Below are 21,115 nucleotides of genomic sequence, written 5' to 3' on the forward strand. Positions count from 1 at the left end.
GAAATAATTTCTTTTTTCCATATGGTATACTTAATTATCTGAAAATTATTACTTAAAGGAGGCAAAAAAGCAGTGTATAAAAAGCAATGCTTTGTCTTTCATCAAAATAAGCCTGTAACATGTACGGTACGATCCTATACATCAAATGACTTCGATGAATTGATTCGGATTCAAGAAGAAAGCTTTCCCCCTCCTTTCCCTTCTGAATTATTATGGAGCAAAGATCAGTTAAATAACCATGTGTCCCTTTTTCCGGATGGAGCGCTATGCGTGGAGATAGACGGGACAATATGCGGATCTATCACAAGCGCGATTGTTTCAGTGGAAGGAAATGAGGCTCACACATGGGATGAAGTAACAGGAAGCGGATATATTCATACGCACGACCCTTCTGGTAATACGCTTTATGTAGTGGACGTATGCGTCACTCCTTCGCATCGATCGATGGGGCTTGGGAAGCTGCTTTTGCAGTCTTTATATGAAGTTGTGATTCATTACAAGTTAGAAAGGCTGCTTGGCGGGTGCCGCATCCCTGGATACGTATCAGTGTCTTCCTTGTACACGCCCGTTGAATACATGAACCTTGTATCAGCCGGAACTCTCTACGACCCGGTTATGACCTTTTTAATGCGCTGTGGCAGATCGCCTATTGGTCTCGCAGCAAACTATATTGAAGATGAAGATTCACACAACTACGCTGTACTAATGGAATGGAAAAATCCATTTTATACGGCTATTCAAAAAGAGGCTGGGACAAAAATATTTTAACCCAAGTGAAAAACGAACCATTAATCAACACGTTTGATTAGTGGTTCGTTTTTTTGTGATGGTGAATATAGTTTTATCTGTTTCGTTCCTTTTAGCAGTCCAGCTCATCTATCTTATGTGTTCGTCTTTAGGTTGAATTCATTTAGTTATGTCTCAACCTCTTTTTAGATTATTGAACTTCTTCAATGCTCCACTCTAGCTCTTTATGAGTGAGAACAAGATGCGCCTGCAATTTACTCATCTCTTTGTGCTCAAACCGATCATTATACATTTCATTCATGTCGTCAAAGTCACCGATTGTATACAAAGGAATTTTAATATCTCTACGCGATTGCACCATGTGTTCAAAATCAATAAACAAACCGTCATTCGTTAAAGTAAGAAGCGTATTTGCTAACACGAGCGGCAATATTGGATATTCTAACTTCTTCCTTCTAAATACAAATCTTTTTTGCTTAATTTCTGACATTTTCAACGGAATGATTCGGCTTAAAATATGCTTCATATCATATACGTCTCGAAAATAGATTTTGTTATAAAATCCATCATCATGAGCTAAATAAACAAATTGATTACCGAGTTTATTATTAAATGGCGAATTGAGCGGTTTTTTTAAATGACCTAAATACAGCAGCGCTGCAATATCTTGAGGTTCTAACAAATCTAACGAAGATACATCCTCAAAATCAATCCAACAAAAATCACCATAATTATAAACGTCATCTTCTGCTAAAAGATGAATTTGTTCTTCTTCTACGTAGTCCATATGGGTTTGGTAATGGTAATCACTGTCTTCAAAACCGTGCTTTAACAACAATATATTTGCAAGCGGCGTAGGAAGGGAATGATAAAACTCTTTAAATTCAATTCCATATGTAATAAAGCATTTTTTATTTACATGGCCATTAATATAAACGATATCTCTTATTTCATCTGCTTTACTCAACCGTTCTAACCACCTTATTGATTGATTCTGTGATCGATATGTAACCGTTCTACTGATTTATATATTATACTTCTAAAATAAACAATGTGTAAATATATATTGTTGGCAATTTCTTTTGTATTCACTGCCTCTTCTACTGATCATTTTATTTGATAGGAAAGAAAGGTATAGAGCTGATTGTGAATGTGGTAGAATGTGTGTATCTTATTAATTAGCATGTATGAACACGGAGGTATACAAAATGGATGTTCGCCATTTGCATTACTTAACAGAAGTGGCTAAACATAAAAATTTCACAAGAGCTTCTGAAGCGCTGCATATTTCGCAACCTTCTCTCAGTAAAATGGTTAAATCATTAGAAGAAGAGCTCGGCACACCTTTGTTTGATCGTGCTGGCAAACAAGTTCAGCTTACCGATGCAGGAATAATTGTGTACGAGCAAGCAGAAAGTATTTTATCTTCTCTCCGAGATTTATCGGATTCCCTCTATGATTTAATGCATTTAAAAAGAGGAACCATCAAAATAGGCATTCCCCCTATTGTTGGTACATTGTTTTTTCCTACTATTATTAAAGCATTTCGAGAGCAATACCCTGAGATTCATATTCAATTAGTGGAATATGGCGCTAAAAGAATGCAAAAATTTGTGGAACAAGGAGAAGTGGATGTGGGCGTAGTTTTACTTCCAGTTGATGAAAACATGTTTTTTACGACTCCTTTAGCCCGAGAAACACTACAGCTTGTTGTTCATAAATCTCATCCGTTGGCTCAGCATTCTACGATTTCATTAAAAGAGTTAAAAGACGAAACGCTTATTTCCTTTCATGAAGACTTCACCATGCATGAAATGGTCTATAACGAATGTTTAAAAAATGGATTTACACCTAATATTGCTTTTAAAAGCTCTCAGTGGGACTTCATTGGAGAGCTGGTAGCTGCTAATCTCGGCATTGCTCTTTTCCCTTATTCATTATGTGAAAAGCTTGATTTGGAGCATGTGAAAGTAATTAATCTCGAGAATGCTATTCCGTGGGAAATTGCTTTAATCGTAAAAAAAGATCGCTATATCTCTTATGCTACACAGGCTTTTATTGATTATATTAAAAGTACAGTTTAACAAAGCGGAGACCAAAAGTAGTTTAATTAAAAATCCGAACGAGTTTGATTCTTGATAGAAAATCCAACTCGTTCGGATTTTTTTCATGGCGGTGTAACATGTCATTCATACTAAATCATTTATCCCATTGGTTCGTCTTTAAATTGAATTGATTTAGGCATGTCTCCATCTCTTTTATTAAATAATTAGACCTTATATTTCACAAACTCTTTTTTGAAAAGGTTACCAACGCATTTGTAAAGAGATTTCTTTCAACTATAACTAAAAAGAATAGTTATCATAGTTATTATATATTTCATATTATAGTCGATTTTTTGTAAGATAAGTGTGTAGCATTCATTTACTGAAGTTGTATCCCCATTTGCAAAATCCAAATAGTTTCTCTTTTCCCATGATGGAGTCGTCTTTTCAGCATAGACGACTCCATTATTGTCTCAACAAACTAGGAATGAATGAATAAAAACATAAATAAAGGAGGCTAATCATGAAACTGATTATGGTGATTTTACAGATTTTATTACTAACGGCTCTGTTTTTAATAGGAGAAAGTATTTCACAATGGTTTGACCTCCCAGTGCCAGGTAGTATCATCGGATTTTTCTTACTGTTTTTCTTACTGTACTTTAAAGTAATTAAATTAAGCTGGGTTGAACAAGGTGGAACACTGTTAGTGGGAGAACTATTACTATTTTTCATACCAGCCGTCGTTGGACTCATCAATTATGGAGATGTATTGATGCATTTTGGAATCCAGATTGTGATTATTATCACAATCAGTACGATTATTGTGATGTCTATAACGGGAATCATTGCAGAACATATTTCAAGAAGAAAGGAAGGTTCGCTAAAATGACATTACTCACATGGATTGCTCTTCCGCTTACACTGCTCGTTTATGTCGGTACAAAAGTGCTCTATAAAAAATATAAGTCTATGCTAGTTTCCCCTATTTTACTAGCCCCCATTCTTTTAATTGGCATCTTATTAGTGACGAATGGCTCTTATGATCATTATAAGCAAGGTGCCAGTGCTATTAGCTTTATGCTTGGACCAGCAACCGTTGCTTTTGCTGTTCCTATGTTTAAGTATTTTGATTTACTCAAAAAACACCGTGTTGAAATCAGCTTAAGCGTAGGGCTCGGCACGTTTGCTGCCATGATATCTTCCATGCTGTTAGCATTAGTGTTTCATTTACAATCAACGCTGGTTCATAGCTTGATTCCAAGATCGGTTACGATTCCTATTGCTGTTAATGTATCTCAGACGCTAGGAGGAGATCCAAATATTACCATTATGTTTGTGATTATAACCGGTGTAGTAGGATGTATGGTCGCTCCAAAACTGATTAAGCTCCTCGCACTGCACTCTTCTCTAGCAAGAGGTCTTCTTTTAGGAGTAGCTTCTCATGGGACAGGTACAGCAAGAGCTTTTGAATTCGGAAAAATTGAAGGTACTTTTTCTAGCCTTGGCATGATCGTAGCAGCACTTCTTACAATGCTATTTGCGAATATGCTTCTGCCTACTATTTTCGCTTAAAAGATAAAAAAGGTGTGATCATATATGATCACACCTTTTTATTATCCAATATGAAAAGTTGATTTTACGAACTCAATAACTTCTTCCGTAGAAGACATTGATAGAATTGTATCTAAATGAGGTTCGATATCAGCTTTTGATAATTGACGGATTTGAGAACGAGCTTTCAGAATAGATGTTGCACTCATTGAGAATTCATCTAAGCCTAAACCTAAAAGAATTGGAATTGCAATCTCATCTCCTGCCATCTCTCCACACATGCCTACCCACTTACCTTCTTTGTGAGCCGCTTTGATTACCATATTCACCAAGCGAAGAATCGCTGGGTTATACGGTTGATATAAATAAGACACGCGCTCATTCATGCGGTCAGCAGCAAGCGTGTATTGAATTAAATCATTTGTTCCGATAGAGAAGAAATCTACTTCTTTAGCAAATAAATCTGCGATTACCGCTGAGGAAGGAATCTCTACCATCATCCCTACTTCGATGCCTTCCGAAACTTGTACGCCTTCTTGTTGAAGTTTAGCTTTTTCTTCTAAAAGAATAGCTTTTGCTTGACGGAACTCATCAACAGTAGCAATCATAGGAAACATAATTTTCAGATTACCGTATACGCTTGCACGTAGAAGCGCACGAAGCTGTGTACGGAACATGTCTTGCATCTCTAGACATAAGCGAATGGCACGGAATCCTAAGAATGGGTTCATTTCTTTTGGTAGATTTAAATAAGGAAGCTCCTTGTCTCCACCAATATCAAGAGTACGAACAACCACTGGTTTGCCTTCCATACGTTCAAGAACTGTTTTATAAGAAGTAAACTGCTCTTCTTCCGTCGGAAGATCTTCGCGGCCCATATATAAGAATTCTGTACGATAAAGGCCAACGCCTTCGCCGCCGTTTTCTAATACGCCTTTTACATCTTCTGGTGTACCAATGTTAGCTGCAAGTTCAACGTGATGATCATCAGCTGAAACCGTTTTTTCATTTACAAGCTTAGCCCACTCAGCTTTTTGTTCTGCATACTCAGCGGCTTTTTTCTCGTAAGCTTTTACCGTTTCTTCGCTTGGATCAACGATAACTTCGCCATCTAAACCATCAACAATTACTAATACGCCGTTTTGAATGTCTTCCATAACTGTTTTTGTACCTACAACAGCTGGGATCTCCATGGAACGCGCCATAATTGCTGAGTGAGAAGTACGTCCGCCAATATCTGTTGTAAATCCTTTTACGAACTTACGATTTAACTGTGCTGTATCAGACGGCGTTAAATCTTCTGCGATAATGACAACTTCTTCTGAGATTAAGCTTGGATTTGAAACGTTTACACCTAAAAGATGAGCTAATACACGTTTTGTTACATCACGGATATCAGCAGCACGTTCTTTCATATATTCGTTGTCCATTGACTCAAACATATTAATGAACATTGCCGCTACTTCATCAAGTGCATGTTCAGCGTTTACATTTTCATTTGTAATTTTATCTTTAATTGGATTAATAAGTTCAGGATCGCTTAGAACTAATAAGTGAGCTTCAAAGATTTCTGCTTTGTCATCTCCAAGTTCTTTACGAGCATGCTCTCTAATAATTTCAAGTTCTGATTTTGACTTTTCTAGCGCAGCTTCTAGACGTGCTACTTCTGCTTCAACTTCAGTTACTGATTTTTTTTCAACGGTTAATTCTGGATTTTCTAGACGAAATGCTTTAGCAATAGCAATGCCGCTAGAAGCGGCAATGCCTTGAATTTCCTTTGTCATTATTCGCCTAATCCTTCTTTGCTCATTGTATCTTCAAGAGCAGCAAGTGCATCTGCTTCGTCAGAACCTTCTGCAGAGATAGTGATTGTAGCGCCTTTTTGAATACCTAAAGACATAACGCCCATGATTGATTTTAAGTTTACAGTTTTACCGTTGAATTCTAAGTTGATATCAGAATCAAATTTGCTTGCTGCTTGTACTAAAGTTGTTGCTGGACGTGCGTGAATTCCTGAGTCTGCTGTTACTGTAAATGTTTTTTGTGCCATGTTAAATCAATCTCCTTTTTACTTTGAAATGTTAATAATATTTGCTTCTTGTTGAGAAACTTGGCCCTGCTTTAAGATATCAATTTTTTCATCAGCTTGTAAATTCGTGAAAATGATCGGCGTAATTGTCGATGGCGCATTTTCTTTTACAAAGTCTAAATCAATTTTCAATAGAGGCTGTCCTTTTTTCACTTCATCGCCTTGGGCAACTAAAGCTTCAAAACCTTCGCCTTTTAAATTAACTGTATCAATACCAACGTGAATTAAAATTTCACGTCCAGTCGTTGATTCAATACCTAAAGCATGTTTCGTCGGGAATAAGTTTACTATTTTTCCGTCCACTGGTGCAACTACTGTGCCTGTTTTCGGAATAATCGCAAAACCGTCACCCATTAATTTTTGTGAAAATACCTGATCTGGTACTTCCGATAAAGGTACCAATTCTCCCTCAATCGGTGAAACAATATCATTACCATTATCGCTTCCTACTTCAGATGTTGCAACAGGTTTTTCAATTGTTTTTGTCTCTTCTTTTGTGACAACCGGTGTTTTGCCATTCATAATGTCTTGAATTTGACCTTTTAACGTGTCAGATTTCGGACCGAAAATAGCTTGAATATTGTTACCAACTTCAAGAACACCAGCTGCTCCAAGTTTTTTCAAGCGGTTTTTATCAACATTACCCACATCATCTACTGATACACGCAAACGCGTAATACAAGCATCTAAATGTGTAATGTTTTCTTTACCGCCAAGTGCTGCTAAAACATTTGTTGGAAGCTCTGCTGCTTCTACTTTTACATCTTCTTCTCCTTCTTCTTTATCTTCACGACCCGGTGTTTTTAAGTTAAATTTACGGATTGCAAAGCGGAAACCGAAGTAGTAAATAACTGCTAGAACTAAACCTACTGGAATAACTAGCCACCATGCTGTACGGTTTTGCATGACTCCAAATAGAACGTAATCGATAACCCCACCTGAGAATGTCATACCGATTTTAACATTTAATAATTGCATAACCATAAATGATAAACCCGCAAATACTGCGTGAATTGCAAATAGTACTGGTGCTACAAATAAGAATGAGAACTCAAGCGGCTCTGTAATACCCGTTAAGAAAGATGTTAAAGCAGCTGAACCCATGATACCAGCTACATATTTTTTGTTTTCAGGACGAGCTTCATGATAAATCGCAAGAGCTGCTGCTGGCAATCCGAACATCATGAACGGGAATTTACCAACTTGGAATGTTCCTGCTGTTAAAGGCACGCCATCTGCTAATTGAGCAAAGAAAATCTTTTGGTCACCGTGAATATGTTGACCTGCTTTATTAACGTAATCACCAAACTCAAACCAGAACGGAGAGTAGAATATGTGATGAAGTCCAAATGGAATTAATGAACGTTCAATCAATCCAAATACAAAAGCTGATAAAGTTGGGTTTGCATCAATCATGTTAGTAGAGAAAGCATTTAATCCGCTTTGAATTGGCGGCCAAATGAAAATCATAATAACACCTAAAACAATTGAAAATACCCCAGTAATGATTGGTACAAATCGTTTTCCCGCAAAGAACCCTAAATAAGATGGTAATTCAATATTGAAATAACGATTATACATGGATGAAGCTAAAATACCTACTATGATACCCCCGAATACACCTGTAGCTAACGTAGGAATTCCTAAGATGCTAGTGTAAGCTGGATTGGCACCCATTTTGTCAGGATCTAGTTGTCCTGTAGCAACTAAGATTGTGCTCATCGTTTTGTTCATAATTAAGTAGCCTACGATTGCAGCAATACCTGCTACACCGTCACCACCAGCTAAACCAACGGCAACACCAACGGCAAACAATAGCGATAAGTTGTCAAATACAATTTGACCCGCTTGCGACAAAACATTTGAAACCAATTGAACCCAGTCTGCACCAAGTGCCGGTACTGCATCCAACAATGTAGGGTTTTGAAGCGCTGTCCCTACTCCAAGTAAAATCCCTGCTGCCGGTAAAATCGCAACCGGTAACATAAGCGCTTTTCCGACTTTTTGTAATACTCCAAAAAGTTTTTTAAACATGGCGCTTACCTCCTTTTATATATTTAGTGTGCAACAAGCTATTTATTTGATACGTGAATCATTAACGCGCTTTCATAAAACGCTTTCTTTAACTAGAAAACTCCTTACATCTCCTGGTGTCCTGAAGCCTAAACTTTAAATGATTGCGCTTTCTTATAACAAAAAAAGGCATGAGGAAAAAGAAACGATAAATGGATACACTCATCCAATTACACATCGCTTCATTTCTCACTCATGCCTGATCGTATCAGTAACACGTATTGAAATGATTTTATAAATCCGTTTTTGTTATAAGTCGCTGCAGATGCATCGTTAAGTAAACTGCTTCTGCTTCATACACAGGTAAATGTAACGCTTGCTGCATTACTTTTATCACTTTCCAAGACACATTGTAACACAGAGGATATTCTTCTTTCAATAGCAAAGCAATTTTTTTTGGCTCTTCTATTTTTTCTCCTGTTTTTACTCGATCAATCGCAAAATGCAAATGACGAATCAATCTCATATAGTGCACAGATTCTTTGTCTACCTGCAGATGAAGCGATTCTTCAATCACATTAATAATCGTTTGAATAAGCTGCGAGTCTTGATTCACTTCCAGCAGGTTTTTTTCAGTCAGCGCACTGTGGATATGAAGTGCAATAAAACCAATTTCTCCTACTGGAAGCTGCACGCCTATTTTGCGACTAATAATTTCTACCACTTCAGATGCGATCGTATATTCCTCTGGATATAAAGCTTTGGTTTCAAGTAAAAATGGATTTTTAAGCCCCATTCCCTGCTGAAAACGTTTTATCGCAAACGCGATATGGTCCGTCAATGAAATGTGTATATGCTCATTCAAAGGAATGTTAACACGCTTTTGAATGTGCGTTACAATATCATTCATCATTTCAATCACGTCTTCATCCACTTGCGCTAAAAGCTGCTTGTACTGTTCTTGTTCTTCTTCACTCTTTAACAAAAACATTTTCTCCACGGCTTTTGCATCGATTTCATCGCCTTTTTTCTTATTGAACCCTATTCCTTTCCCAATTAGCACAACTTCATCATAGGTAAGGTGTTTAGCAATTAATACATTATTATTAAGTACCTTTTCTACAAAAAAGGACTCTTTCACGAATCCTTCACTCCCCTGTTTCGGCTTTCTATTATTTGCTTTCCTATCTTACAAATAATACGCATAACCGTCAATTCATTTTTCTTTGTTTCAAATATTATTGAACTAAACTATTTGAGTTACGTATTATCTTAGTAGTTCTTTACTGGAAACGCAACGTCTTTTTTGCTCGTCCCATAACAATTTTTCATAATAAAGTTTTGAAGCATAACGCTCAGAATGAATACACCCGCTTGTAAAAGCGTAAAAAGAACAAGTGAAGTGGTAATAGATACCAGCAACACCCCATAGTGAATCAGCAAAATATCTACTATACGCAGCCCCGCTATAATCATTCCAGCTCCAACAAAAAATTCTTTGGCTACACTCCAAACGAGGAGAATTGTAACAATACAAACGTAAATCATCGTTGCATTTACGGAATCATGAGTAGCGGACCCAAACCATCCCGTATAAAACCAATTATTATGAAAATATGCTAACAGCATAAACATAATAGTAGAAGTAATGGCGAGCGTTCCGAGAAAAAATGTAGCGTAATGCACAAATGTCATATACCGTTCTGTTAGCCATACATACCAAATCTTTGAAATGCTAAAGCCTATAGTCATTAAAACGCCTGTATAAACTGTTTTCCACCAGTGATGTGTATAAATATCCCAGTGTAAAAATAATTCTTCAATCCCCATAAACATAGCTGAAATGAATAAAATATAGCGAAATTTTAATTGATAAGCAGCTACCACCATAGCCATGATGGGAAAAGCAAACGCTTGAGAAGTTAAGGACCCAAACAAATTATCAAAATATTCATTGGTCATAAAATCAGGATCGTAATCGTAACTTTCAAATAACACAAATACAATATATTCTAGTACATAAGCCATTCCAATGATAAAAAAAAGCAAAACGACTAGCTTTTTATCTTTTTTACGTATGAATACTGTAAGCAAAACGGCTGTGCTGATAATAATCAATGCAAAAAAAGCAGTATAATGAGGCATAGACGTCTCCCTTTTACGACCTAATTATTACTTAGAGTAAGACGTTTTAGCCAAATTATACATAGCTAGCTTCTATTCAAAAGAGCTTGAGACAAAACTACATCAATCCAATCTAAAGGCGAACAAACGGGATACATGAGACAGTATAGATCGCTTTCTACACTGCTGTTGATTTCCGTGCAAGACTTTGCTTTCCGCGGGCGGCCGCTGAGCCTCCTCGTTGCCTACGCTTCTGCGGGGGCACACTTCTTCCGCTTTCCCGCAGAAGTCTTCGCCTGACCTTTTAATCTACATCTAGAAGCCACTACATACCTGAAACCTGCGTTCACCCTACCAATGAAAAAATCCGAACGACTCATCGTTCGGATCTTCCTTCAACTAACATACTTTTGTTTCAGCCTCTTTTAACTCTTCAGCTTACAAAAAACGGAATGGTATCTATTATCCTTCAATCATTTTTGAAAGGTTAGCCATTTCGATAGCTGATGCTGCAGCTTCCCATCCTTTATTTCCTGCTTTTGTTCCTGCACGTTCAATTGCTTGCTCAATTGTTTCAGTTGTTAATACACCAAAGATAATTGGCACGCCTGTTTGCAAGCTTTGAGATGCAACGCCTTTTGCTACTTCATTACATACAAAATCAAAGTGTGGAGTAGCTCCTCGAATAACGGTTCCTAGCGTAATCACTGCATCATATTTTTTAGATTCAGCTAATTTTTTGGCGATTAATGGGATTTCATAAGCGCCCGGCACCCAAGCCACGTCTACGTCTTCATCAGCTACGCCGTGACGTTTGAGCGCATCTTCTGCTCCACTAAGTAAACGGCCTGTAATAAATTCATTAAAACGCCCTACCACGATTCCGATTTTTAATCCTGTGCCTACTAAATTTCCTTCATATAAATGATTCATCTTTTGTTCCTCCTGCTAGTATTAATATATAGTTATTTACATTTCTTTTCATGAATTAGCTTCATTTGTTATAACGAAAAAAAGTGTAAAATTATAAATGTAATAAATGACCTAATTTTTTAGCTTTTGTATCTAAGTATTTTTTATTGGCATCCACTGCCGGCATTTGAAGAGGCACTCGCTCGATCACTTCAAGGTCGTAGCCTTTTAGCCCAGTAATTTTACGAGGGTTATTCGTTAAAAGCTTCATTTGTTTGACTCCAAGGTCTTTTAAGATTTGAGCACCGATTCCATACTCTCGTAAATCTGCAGCAAACCCGAGTTTTTCATTCGCTTCTACGGTATCGTATCCTTCTTCCTGCAGCTTATATGCTCTTAGCTTATTTAGTAAGCCAATACCTCTGCCCTCTTGACGCATATACAGCAGAATGCCGCGTCCTTCTTCTTCAATTTGCATAAGAGCTGCGTGAAGCTGAGGACCGCAGTCGCAGCGTTCAGAACCAAACACATCTCCAGTCAAACACTCAGAGTGAACACGAACAAGAACGGGGCTATTATGATCAATATCACCTTTGATAAGAGCCACATGTTCTTTATTATCAAGTTTATTTGTATATCCTACAGCTTTAAACTCACCAAATGCCGTAGGTAAGCTCACTTCTACTTCACGGCTAATAAGCTGGTCATGTTTGCGGCGGTAGGCAATCAAATCTTTTATTGTAATCATTTTTAAATCAAATTGCTCTGCAATTTTTGTTAAATCCGGTACACGTGCCATTGTTCCATCTTCATTCATAATTTCACAAATAACACCCGCAGGCTTTCCTCCTGCTAATACTGCTAAATCAACAGCAGCCTCTGTATGACCTGCACGCTGCAGAACGCCCCCGTCTTTTGCAATCAATGGGAAAATATGTCCTGGGCGTTGAAAATCACTTGCTACCGTCGCTTCATTTACAAGAGCCATAACGGTAGCAGAACGTTCATATGCACTGATACCTGTTGTACTTGAAATATGATCAATACTTACTGTAAATGCTGTGCCATGTACATCCGTATTGTTCGCTACCATCGGGTGAAGATTCAATTTATGCGCAATTTCTTCATTAACAGGTGTACAAATTAATCCTCTTCCATGAGTAGCCATAAAGTTAATAACCTCAGGCGTCGTTTTTTCGGCTAATGCAATAAAATCTCCTTCGTTTTCTCGATCTTCATCATCGCATACAATAACCACTTTTCCCTTTTTTAACTCTTCAATGGCTTCTTCTACTTTATGAAACATCTCTTTCACCTCACTGTTAATTTGTAAAACCATGCTGCTGCAATAAATCCTTCATGTTACCTGAACGATTCGAGGCGCCAGGAGTTGACTTATTTGTCATCATCTGATGCATATATTTAGCTAACATATCGCATTCAATATTCACCTTGTCTCCTCGCTGTTTGTCTCCAACGACTGTGTGAAGCACCGTATGAGGAATAAGAGAAATAGTAAATGATTGGTTGCTGACATCAAAAATAGTAAGACTTGTTCCGTCTACGGAAACAGATCCTTTTAACATCATAAATTCACGAAGTTCAGGATCGACTTGAATTTCATAATAAAAAGCATTTCCTTTACGTGTTTTGCTTACAATAGTTCCAATTCCATCAACGTGTCCGCTAACGAAATGCCCTCCAAACCGGCCATTTGCAGCCATCGCCCGCTCTAAGTTAACACGTGATCCAACGGTTAGAAGCTGAAGGGTACTTGCTTTAATCGTCTCCGGCATGACGTCGACCGTAAATTCATTTTGAGAGTAAGCCGTTACGGTTAAACAAACGCCGTTAACTGAAATACTGTCTCCTAAGTTCACATCTTCTAACACGGTCTTCGCATCAATCGTAAGAACAATTGCTTCTGTAGCCTTTTGAATACGTTTTATTTTTCCAATTTCTTCAATAATACCTGTGAACATTTTCTTCACCTGCTTTGGCGCTATTCCAACTTCTTATACCGTTTTGAAATAGCAGCTGCTTTTTTTTCATATTTATCTTTCCCCCAACCACTGAAAATAAAAAAGCCCCTTGAACAAATGTCCAAGGGGTCGGCTGAGCTGAATCAGTTTTATCTATGCAAAATTCCGCTAATTGTATACGAAATAAACAGTTATATTTTGTGTACAAAAACAAGGGTAGCTTTAAAAAAGGCAAGCGTGCCCCTTATTAATTCAACACAAAAAAAACAACTGTGCTTCCTGATCCTTCTCCCATCCAGACTTTTACTGTCGGCTCTAGATTTTAACTAGATCCACCGCTAACATACATCGTATGAAAACGGGTCACGGGCTTAAAAGCATACGCTTTATCACCGCCGGTTGGGACTTACACCCGACCCCGAAGGATAATATATTCGACTGCTATAGTCTTATTTGTTTTACATTATAGCAAAGTAAAATCGACTTGTCACATCATTTAACTTCGTTTTTTCACATCTATTTTTTAAAATCCAGCTTTTAGCTTATTTTTTCTTTTTTAATACATAGCATCCATACAAAAGCTAGTCCAATATAGCCAAATATCGGATACAAAAACTCAAGAAGCTGGGCATATCCGAATTGCCCAATAATAAAGCAAGCCAAGATAATAAACGCAAAAGCTTGTTTGTCATTGAGGGGAAGAAATGACTGAAGCTGCTTAGCGATGCCAAATACATTTCCAATCAATGTAGTAAAAATCTCGCCCAACACAACTACCGTAAATAAAACATTCACCCACGCTGAGATATTTTTAACAACGGCACTCATCGGAATATCAAGTTGAAATGAATAAGGCAAATTGGAAAGGGCAAGATGAGTAGAAACAAGCATAAACGTAAGTACACAACCTCCTATTAAGGCCCCTTTTGTAATCACGCTCCTATCTTTCACCGAGCTTCCTAATGGGACCAAAACGGCCTGAGCCAAAGCTAGATTCAGGGAAATATATAAAAAGGGACTAACCGCCCACTTCCACTGCGTGACGAGCGTTAAATCCGGCTTCGTTTGAATCAGTGAGAAATAGCTGATATTCGGCATAAATATGATAAAAGCAAATGAAAGCATCATCGGCACAACAAGAGAATTAACCATTAAAATACCGTTAATTCCTTTTGCGATAAATATATAAGTTAAAACAATTGTAAAAATCATCCCAACAGGAGGCCACAGCCCAAACTGTTCTTTTCCTATTGCTCCCGTACTCGCTAGCATGACTGAAGTTACTCCAAATAAAATGACAATCATTACACCGTTTACCACTTTTCCAAGCACATCACCAAATAAATATGTATTAAGCTGCTGATAAGAAGAAGCCCCAATTGCGTGCGAAAGCAGCATCATTTTTGAACCTAGCCAAATAAAAAACAAGCCGCTGACCAAAATTCCGACCATTCCAAGTTCCCCGTACTGTGTAAAAAATTGAACGATTTCCTTGCCTGTTGCAAAACCGGCTCCTACAACGGTGCCTACATACGTAGCAGCAACCTGCAGCGTGAGTTTCCACCTTTTCATGCCCATCACCCTTCTATCCTTCATAGTTCACTATATGTAGAAACGATAAAAAAAAGACGAGCCTTTTCACGTGTAAATCTACGCACATCCCAGTGCTTGTGCCTTTTGGTTTATTTTTTTCATTTTCTTTTTGTATTTCTCACAAAAAACTCTTTAACCCCTAACATAACAGTCATTTTCAAACAAAATATACGGATATTTTCCCTTTAGCTTTTAAATTTTCCTCAATATTTGCTGGAAATTCACAATTTACTGTTGTATAATTTCTAAAAATCAGATAAATTATTAAATAAGTATTCTTTCTATTTAAAAAAATATGTTTCAATTATATACAATTGATTCTTATCATGAGAGGTGGAGGGACTGGCCCTTTGAAACCTCAGCAACCAGTCGTTAGAGACATGGTGCTAAATCCAGCAAGCAATTTATTGCTTGGAAGATAAGAAGGCGAAAAAAGTCTTCTTCTTAAGAAGACTTTTTCTATTTTATCGGCATATTGCATAAAACGAATCACTCGTGAAATAGAAGCGGAACAATTTAAGGAGGTTTTGACATGGGGTTACTTGAAGATTTAAAGTCTAAAATTTTAATTGGGGATGGTGCCACTGGTACCCTCCTTTACTCACACGGTATTGACAGCTGTTTTGAAGAACTAAACATCACCAAACCAGAAGAGGTTGCTCGTATTCACAGAGCCTATGTAGAAGCTGGTGCAAACGTTATTCAAACAAATACGTACGCTGCTAATTATCAAAAACTTGCCCGTTATGGATTAGAAGATTCAGTCAAAGACATCAATGTTGCTGGTGTAAAATTAGCGAAACAAGCTGCAAAAGATCAGGCTTACGTGGTTGGTACACTCGGCGGAATTCGTTCTTTCCAAAAAAACGCTATTAGTTTAGAAGAGGTTAAGCGAAGCATTCGTGAACAGATGTTTTGGCTTTTAAATGAAGGCGTGGATGGCCTTTTGTTTGAAACATACTATGATTTCGAAGAATTAAAAACCGTTCTTACACTGGCAAGAAAAGAAACGGATAAGCCTATTATTACTCACGTTTCCCTGCATGATATTGGCGTACTGCAAGATGGCCGCCCTTTAGCAGATGCATTAAAAGAATTAGAGGCGCTGGGAGCAGATGTTGTCGGGCTAAACTGCCGTTTAGGTCCTTATCATATGATTCAGTCTCTTGAAGAAGTACCGCTTCCTGATCGTGCTTTCTTATCTGCTTACCCTAATGCCAGCCTTCCGGCGTATGTGGAAGGAAAGCTGGAATATGAAACAAATGAAGACTACTTTGTAGAAAGCGCGCGTTTATTCCGCGAACAAGGGGTTCGCTTAATTGGAGGATGCTGCGGTACAACACCAGCTCACGTACGCGCAATGTCATCTGCCTTAAAAGAGCTGCCTCCGATTACAAGCAAAGTTGTTAAAATGAGACCTGCCGTTACGGTTCAAGAGCGTGAGCAGCAGGATAAACCTCATATGCATGAAATTGTGAAGAAGCGCCGCTCGGTTATCGTCGAGCTAGATCCGCCTAAACAGCTTGGTCCGACGAAATTTTTAGAAGGCGCAAAAGCACTTGATAAAGTCGGCGTAGATGCTATTACATTAGCTGATAATTCTCTTGCCTCACCTCGCATCAGCAACTTGGCAATGGCAACACTGATGCAGCAAGAAACAAAAGCACGACCGCTTATTCATATTACCTGTCGCGACCGAAATTTAATTGGACTTCAATCTCATTTAATGGGACTTCATACGCTAGGAATGAATCAAGTACTTGCAATTACGGGTGATCCGTCAAAAGTTGGCGATTTCCCTGGCGCCACTTCGGTCTACGATTTATCTTCATTTGACTTGATTAGTTTAATCGCTCAGTTTAATGAAGGACTATCTTATTCCGGCAAACCACTTGGTCAAAAAACCAATTTTTCCATTGCAGCTGCCTTTAACCCAAACGTGCGTCACTTAGACCGAGCCGTTCAGCGTTTGGAAAAGAAAATCGACTGCGGGGCTCACTATTTCATTACTCAGCCTCTCTATTCAACTAAGCAAATTGAAGAGGTATATGAAGCAACCAAACATTTAACAACACCGGTATATATCGGTATCATGCCGTTAACAAGCGCAAGAAATGCTCGATTTATTCACCATGAAGTACCTGGAATTAAATTATCAGAAGATATTCTAGAACGCATGGATGCAACGGGAAATGACCGAATCCGCGGTGAAGTCGAAGGTCTTGCGATTGCAAAAAGCTTAATTGATACAGCATATGAGTTATTTGACGGTATTTACTTAATTACGCCGTTTATGCGCTATGAAATGACCGAAATTCTAACACGCTATATTCATGACAAGCAACTTGTTACATCAGAAAGGAAGATATAAATGAGCTCACTTATCGAACAACAACTAAAGAAGCGAATACTCATCATCGATGGAGCAATGGGAACGATGATTCAAGATGCTGATTTAACCGCTGAAGATTTTGGCGGCGAAGAATATGAAGGCTGCAACGAATATTTGACTCGAACAGCGCCTCATGTGATTCAGCGCATTCATGAAGAGTACTTTGCAGCAGGTGCTGACATCATTGAAACCAATACGTTTGGCTCAACATCTACCGTACTTGATGAATACGATTTAGGTCACTTGGCGTATGAATTGAATATCGAAGCTGTGAAGCTTGCTTGTGCAGCCCGCGATAAATATTCAACTCCCGAATGGCCTAGGTTCGTAGCTGGAGCTATCGGTCCTACCACTAAAACTCTCTCTGTTACCGGAGGTATTACATTCCCTGAGTTAGTAGAATCGTATGAAGAGCAAGCTCGAGGTTTGTTAGACGGCGGCGTTGACTTGCTTTTAGTCGAAACCTGTCAAGATATGCTGAACGTAAAAGCCGCATTTTTAGGTATTACAGCGGCGTTTGAAAAACTAAAAACCGAAGTTCCTATTATGATTTCAGGAACAATTGAGCCGATGGGAACAACTCTCGCTGGTCAAGATATCGAATCTTTTTACTTATCACTGGAACACATGAAGCCTCTTTCAGTCGGACTTAACTGCGCGACAGGCCCTGAATTTATGACGGATCATATTCGCTCTCTTTCAGACCTAGCCACTTCAGCAGTTAGCTGTTATCCAAACGCTGGACTTCCGGATGAAGAAGGCAATTATCATGAATCCCCTGAGCTGCTTGCTCAAAAAATTAAAGGGTTTGCTGATAAAGGCTGGCTGAACTTTGTAGGCGGATGCTGCGGTACAACGCCTGCTCATATTAAAGCACTGGCGGAAGCGGTAAAAGAGGTTGCGCCCCGTTCGCTTGATCGCTCCGAGCATAACCATGCTGTAACCGGTATTGAACCGCTTGTATATGACGATTCTATGCGCCCTCTTTTTGTGGGAGAACGTACGAATGTAATCGGTTCTCGCAAGTTCAAGCGTCTGATTGCGGAAGGAAAAATTGAAGAAGCATCTGAAATTGCGCGTGCTCAAGTTAAAAATGGTGCTCACGTTATTGATATTTGCTTGGCAGATCCGGACCGTGAAGAAATGGAAGACATGGAGGAATTTATTCAAGAAGTTGTAAAAAAAGTGAAGGTTCCTCTTGTAATCGATTCAACGGACGAGAAAGTTATTGAAAAAGCTTTAACGTACTCGCAAGGTAAGGTCATTATTAACTCCATTAACTTAGAAGATGGTGAAGAGCGTTTTGATGCAATCTTACCGCTAGCAAAAAAATTCGGTGCAGCTCTGGTTGTCGGTACAATCGATGAAACAGGCATGGCCGTTACTGCAGAACGAAAAGTAGAGATTGCTAAACGCTCACATGATTTGCTTGTTGAAAAACATGGCTTTAATCCAAAAGATATTATTTTTGACCCTCTTGTGTTTCCTGTAGGGACTGGTGATGAACAATACATTGGTTCTGCTGAAGAAACAGTTAAGGGGATTAAAATGATTAAAGAAGCCCTGCCTGATTGCCTGACCATTCTCGGCGTAAGTAACGTGTCATTCGGTCTTCCTCCAGTCGGACGTGAAGTACTAAATGCGGTTTACCTTTATCACTGTACGCAGGCTGGACTCGATTATGCCATTGTTAATACCGAAAAGTTAGAGCGCTATGCTTCTATTCCAGAAGCTGAAATTGAGCTTGCTAATGCGTTATTATTTAACACAACTGATGAAACGTTAAGCACGTTTACCGACTTTTATCGTGATAAAAAGAAAGAAGCAAAAGTAGAAATTTCTACGTTAACACTCGAAGAACGATTGGCAATGTATATTGTCGAAGGTACAAAAGAAGGATTGCTTCCTGATTTAGAACAGGCTTTAGCTCAATATGATGATCCGTTAGATATTATTAACGGACCGCTTATGAAGGGGATGGCGGAAGTTGGACGTTTGTTTAATGACAACCAGCTGATTGTAGCAGAAGTGCTTCAAAGTGCGGAAGTGATGAAAGCATCCGTTGCCTTTTTAGAACCTCATATGGAAGCAACTGAAAATGATTCTGGAAAAGGCAAAGTTATTCTTGCAACGGTTAAAGGCGACGTGCATGATATCGGTAAAAACTTAGTAGACATCATTTTAAGCAACAATGGTTTTAAAGTAATAGATTTAGGAATTAAAGTAACGCCCCAGCAGCTGATTGAAGCAGTAAAAGAAGAAAAGCCAGACATCATTGGCCTGTCAGGTCTTCTAGTAAAGTCAGCTCAGCAAATGGTTTTGACTGCCCAAGATTTAACACAATCAAGCATTGATGTTCCAATTATGGTAGGAGGCGCTGCCCTTTCCCGTAAATTTACTGACTTTAAAATTGCCCCGGAATATGAAGGTGCGGTCCTCTACGCCAAAGATGCGATGGACGGATTAGCGTTAGCAAATAAGCTGCAGAACAAAGAAGAAGTTATTCAGCTTTTAGCAGATTTAAAAACGCGGCAAGAAAAGAAAGTAACGGTTCGAGAACGCCAGCCTCAAACCGCTCAAGCAGCTACGGCTGTTTTAGAAAGATCCGCCATTTCAACGGACTCTCCTGTTTTTGTACCTGCTGATTTAAAGCGCCACGTTGTTAAACACTACGATTTGGCACAGGTTCTTCCGTATATTAACTGGCAGATGCTTTTAGGCCATCACTTAGGACTAAAAGGAAAAGTGAATAAGCTGCTTGCTGAAAAAGATGAGCGTGCTGTTCAATTAAAAGAAACCGTTGATGACCTGCTCGAACTGGCACTAAAAGAAAACTTAATTAAGCCAGCGGTTATTTATCAGTTCTTCCCTGCTCAAGCAGACGGAAATGATTTAATTATTTATGATCCTGCTGATGAAAAAACAGAAATTGAACGCTTTACCTTCCCTCGACAAGCAAAAGGACAGTTCTTGTGCTTATCTGATTTTGCAAAGCCTAAAGAAAAAGAGATGGACTATGTATGTTTCTTCTCTGTAACAGCAGGAACAGGCATTCGCGAACGCGCGGCGAAATTCAAAGAAAACGGCGAGTTTTTAAAGAGTCACGTGTTCCAAGCTCTTGCGCTTGAACTAGCTGAAGGATTAGCAGAACGTGTTCATCAGCAAATTCGTGACCGCTGGGGATTCCCCGATTCGCCTGACTTTACAATGGCGGAGCGTTTTTCAGCCAAATACCAAGGTCAGCGTTTTTCATTCGGATATCCTGCATGTCCAGACCTTGAGGACCAAGCAAAACTGTTTAAATTACTTAAACCTGAAGACATCGGCATTCAGTTAACAGACGGTTTCATGATGGAACCAGAAGCTTCTGTTACAGCCCTTGTTTTTGCACATCCTGAAGCGAAATATTTTAACGTATTGTAAAATATGGCCGCGGTCTTTTAGACCGCGGCTGTTTTTTTACAGTGAACAAACCTGAAAAAAAGGCTGCGACAAATGGATTTTAGCTGAAGAAAGATCCGAACCGTAAATCCAGATTCTTAATTGAGAATCAACTGCGTTCGGATTTTTTTCATTGTGATCGTGAACTGGATTTCATGTAGCTGTTTCTAGCTGTTGACTGAAGGGCAAGGCGAAGACTCCTGCGGAAAAAATTGATGCAGTT

General features: G+C 38.7%; 16 protein-coding genes and 2 riboswitches. Of the genes, 6 read left to right on the forward strand and 10 right to left on the reverse strand.

Features of this window, described 5'->3' with window-relative positions; translation table 11 throughout:
• Window positions 1-72: 72 nt before the first annotated feature.
• Window positions 73-768, forward strand: a complete 696-nt coding sequence (locus AC0KUU_RS13755) for a GNAT family N-acetyltransferase (protein ID WP_043979589.1) — start codon at window positions 73-75, stop codon at window positions 766-768.
• Window positions 769-937: 169 nt separating this feature from the next.
• Here the strand turns inward: AC0KUU_RS13755 and AC0KUU_RS13760 are convergent, their stop codons facing one another.
• Window positions 938-1,714 (reverse strand): hypothetical protein, encoded by a 777-nt coding sequence (locus AC0KUU_RS13760; RefSeq protein WP_013056016.1) that lies wholly within the window; start codon window positions 1,712-1,714, stop codon window positions 938-940.
• Between the two features lie 241 nt (window positions 1,715-1,955).
• Between AC0KUU_RS13760 and AC0KUU_RS13765 the strand changes: the two genes are divergently transcribed.
• The 3 genes from AC0KUU_RS13765 to AC0KUU_RS13775 all read left to right on the forward strand — a co-directional run bounded on the left by AC0KUU_RS13765 (window position 1,956) and on the right by AC0KUU_RS13775 (window position 4,367).
• On the forward strand, window positions 1,956-2,831 hold the full coding sequence (locus AC0KUU_RS13765) for a LysR family transcriptional regulator (protein WP_043979592.1): 876 nt from the start codon (window positions 1,956-1,958) through the stop codon (window positions 2,829-2,831).
• Between the two features lie 484 nt (window positions 2,832-3,315).
• Window positions 3,316-3,684, forward strand: a complete 369-nt coding sequence (locus tag AC0KUU_RS13770; RefSeq protein WP_013082263.1) for a CidA/LrgA family holin-like protein — start codon at window positions 3,316-3,318, stop codon at window positions 3,682-3,684.
• The gene (locus AC0KUU_RS13775) at window positions 3,681-4,367 is read left to right on the forward strand and encodes an LrgB family protein (RefSeq protein WP_013056013.1); all 687 of its coding nucleotides are present in this window, start codon (window positions 3,681-3,683) and stop codon (window positions 4,365-4,367) included. Before AC0KUU_RS13770 ends, AC0KUU_RS13775 begins: the two co-directional genes overlap by 4 nt.
• Window positions 4,368-4,408: 41 nt before the next feature.
• Here AC0KUU_RS13775 and ptsP read toward each other — a convergent pair whose 3' ends face one another.
• The 9 genes from ptsP to AC0KUU_RS13820 form a co-directional block, all read right to left on the reverse strand.
• A complete protein-coding gene (ptsP, locus tag AC0KUU_RS13780) occupies window positions 4,409-6,130 on the reverse strand; it encodes a phosphoenolpyruvate--protein phosphotransferase (protein WP_322551876.1) in 1,722 nt (573 codons plus the stop codon).
• The gene (locus AC0KUU_RS13785) at window positions 6,130-6,396 is read right to left on the reverse strand and encodes a phosphocarrier protein HPr (RefSeq protein WP_013056011.1); all 267 of its coding nucleotides are present in this window, start codon (window positions 6,394-6,396) and stop codon (window positions 6,130-6,132) included. The genes ptsP and AC0KUU_RS13785 overlap by 1 nt, the downstream gene beginning before the upstream one ends.
• Before the next feature lie 18 nt (window positions 6,397-6,414).
• Window positions 6,415-8,469, reverse strand: a complete 2,055-nt coding sequence (ptsG, locus tag AC0KUU_RS13790; protein ID WP_013056010.1) for a glucose-specific PTS transporter subunit IIBC — start codon at window positions 8,467-8,469, stop codon at window positions 6,415-6,417.
• 271 nt (window positions 8,470-8,740) lie between these two features.
• Window positions 8,741-9,589 (reverse strand): glucose PTS transporter transcription antiterminator GlcT, encoded by an 849-nt coding sequence (gene glcT, locus AC0KUU_RS13795; RefSeq protein ID WP_013056009.1) that lies wholly within the window; start codon window positions 9,587-9,589, stop codon window positions 8,741-8,743.
• A 131-nt stretch (window positions 9,590-9,720) separates the two neighbouring features.
• Window positions 9,721-10,593: a hypothetical protein gene (locus AC0KUU_RS13800; RefSeq protein WP_322551875.1), complete on the reverse strand. Its 873-nt coding sequence runs from the start codon at window positions 10,591-10,593 to the stop codon at window positions 9,721-9,723.
• Between the two features lie 441 nt (window positions 10,594-11,034).
• Window positions 11,035-11,505: a 6,7-dimethyl-8-ribityllumazine synthase gene (gene ribH / locus AC0KUU_RS13805; protein WP_013056007.1), complete on the reverse strand. Its 471-nt coding sequence runs from the start codon at window positions 11,503-11,505 to the stop codon at window positions 11,035-11,037.
• A gap of 91 nt (window positions 11,506-11,596) precedes the next feature.
• Window positions 11,597-12,790, reverse strand: coding sequence for a bifunctional 3,4-dihydroxy-2-butanone-4-phosphate synthase/GTP cyclohydrolase II (locus AC0KUU_RS13810; RefSeq protein ID WP_043980584.1), 1,194 nt, complete (start codon window positions 12,788-12,790; stop codon window positions 11,597-11,599).
• Between the two features lie 16 nt (window positions 12,791-12,806).
• Window positions 12,807-13,466 carry a riboflavin synthase gene (ribE, locus tag AC0KUU_RS13815; protein ID WP_013056005.1) on the reverse strand — a complete coding sequence of 220 codons (660 nt, stop codon included), beginning with the start codon at window positions 13,464-13,466 and terminating at the stop codon, window positions 12,807-12,809.
• A gap of 279 nt (window positions 13,467-13,745) precedes the next feature.
• Window positions 13,746-13,896: riboswitch (FMN riboswitch) on the reverse strand.
• Window positions 13,897-14,003: 107 nt separating this feature from the next.
• Window positions 14,004-15,038, reverse strand: a complete 1,035-nt coding sequence (locus tag AC0KUU_RS13820) for a YkvI family membrane protein (RefSeq protein ID WP_237074669.1) — start codon at window positions 15,036-15,038, stop codon at window positions 14,004-14,006.
• Window positions 15,039-15,377: 339 nt separating this feature from the next.
• Window positions 15,378-15,484, forward strand: a riboswitch (SAM riboswitch).
• Between the two features lie 107 nt (window positions 15,485-15,591).
• Here AC0KUU_RS13820 and AC0KUU_RS13825 point away from each other — a divergent pair.
• Window positions 15,592-17,430: a bifunctional homocysteine S-methyltransferase/methylenetetrahydrofolate reductase gene (locus tag AC0KUU_RS13825; protein WP_043979601.1), complete on the forward strand. Its 1,839-nt coding sequence runs from the start codon at window positions 15,592-15,594 to the stop codon at window positions 17,428-17,430.
• Entirely contained in the window at window positions 17,431-20,874 is a 3,444-nt protein-coding gene (gene metH, locus AC0KUU_RS13830; RefSeq protein WP_043979603.1) for a methionine synthase, read from the forward strand.
• Window positions 20,875-21,115 lie beyond the last annotated feature (241 nt).

This window comes from Priestia sp. ST2, from assembly GCF_055810735.1.

What these genes read in the sequence shown, in the direction of transcription:
- AC0KUU_RS13765 (WP_043979592.1), top strand. Translation starts at nt 1,956, where the DNA reads ATGGATGTTCGCCATTTGCATTACTTAACAGAAGTGGCTAAACATAAA.
- AC0KUU_RS13770 (WP_013082263.1), top strand. Translation starts at nt 3,316, where the DNA reads ATGAAACTGATTATGGTGATTTTACAGATTTTATTACTAACGGCTCTG.
- AC0KUU_RS13775 (WP_013056013.1), top strand. Translation starts at nt 3,681, where the DNA reads ATGACATTACTCACATGGATTGCTCTTCCGCTTACACTGCTCGTTTAT.
- ptsP (WP_322551876.1), bottom strand. Translation starts at nt 6,130, where the DNA reads ATGACAAAGGAAATTCAAGGCATTGCCGCTTCTAGCGGCATTGCTATT.
- AC0KUU_RS13785 (WP_013056011.1), bottom strand. Translation starts at nt 6,396, where the DNA reads ATGGCACAAAAAACATTTACAGTAACAGCAGACTCAGGAATTCACGCA.
- ptsG (WP_013056010.1), bottom strand. Translation starts at nt 8,469, where the DNA reads ATGTTTAAAAAACTTTTTGGAGTATTACAAAAAGTCGGAAAAGCGCTT.
- AC0KUU_RS13800 (WP_322551875.1), bottom strand. Translation starts at nt 10,593, where the DNA reads ATGCCTCATTATACTGCTTTTTTTGCATTGATTATTATCAGCACAGCC.
- ribH (WP_013056007.1), bottom strand. Translation starts at nt 11,505, where the DNA reads ATGAATCATTTATATGAAGGAAATTTAGTAGGCACAGGATTAAAAATC.
- AC0KUU_RS13810 (WP_043980584.1), bottom strand. Translation starts at nt 12,790, where the DNA reads ATGTTTCATAAAGTAGAAGAAGCCATTGAAGAGTTAAAAAAGGGAAAA.
- ribE (WP_013056005.1), bottom strand. Translation starts at nt 13,466, where the DNA reads ATGTTCACAGGTATTATTGAAGAAATTGGAAAAATAAAACGTATTCAA.
- AC0KUU_RS13820 (WP_237074669.1), bottom strand. Translation starts at nt 15,038, where the DNA reads ATGAAAAGGTGGAAACTCACGCTGCAGGTTGCTGCTACGTATGTAGGC.
- AC0KUU_RS13825 (WP_043979601.1), top strand. Translation starts at nt 15,592, where the DNA reads ATGGGGTTACTTGAAGATTTAAAGTCTAAAATTTTAATTGGGGATGGT.
- metH (WP_043979603.1), top strand. Translation starts at nt 17,431, where the DNA reads ATGAGCTCACTTATCGAACAACAACTAAAGAAGCGAATACTCATCATC.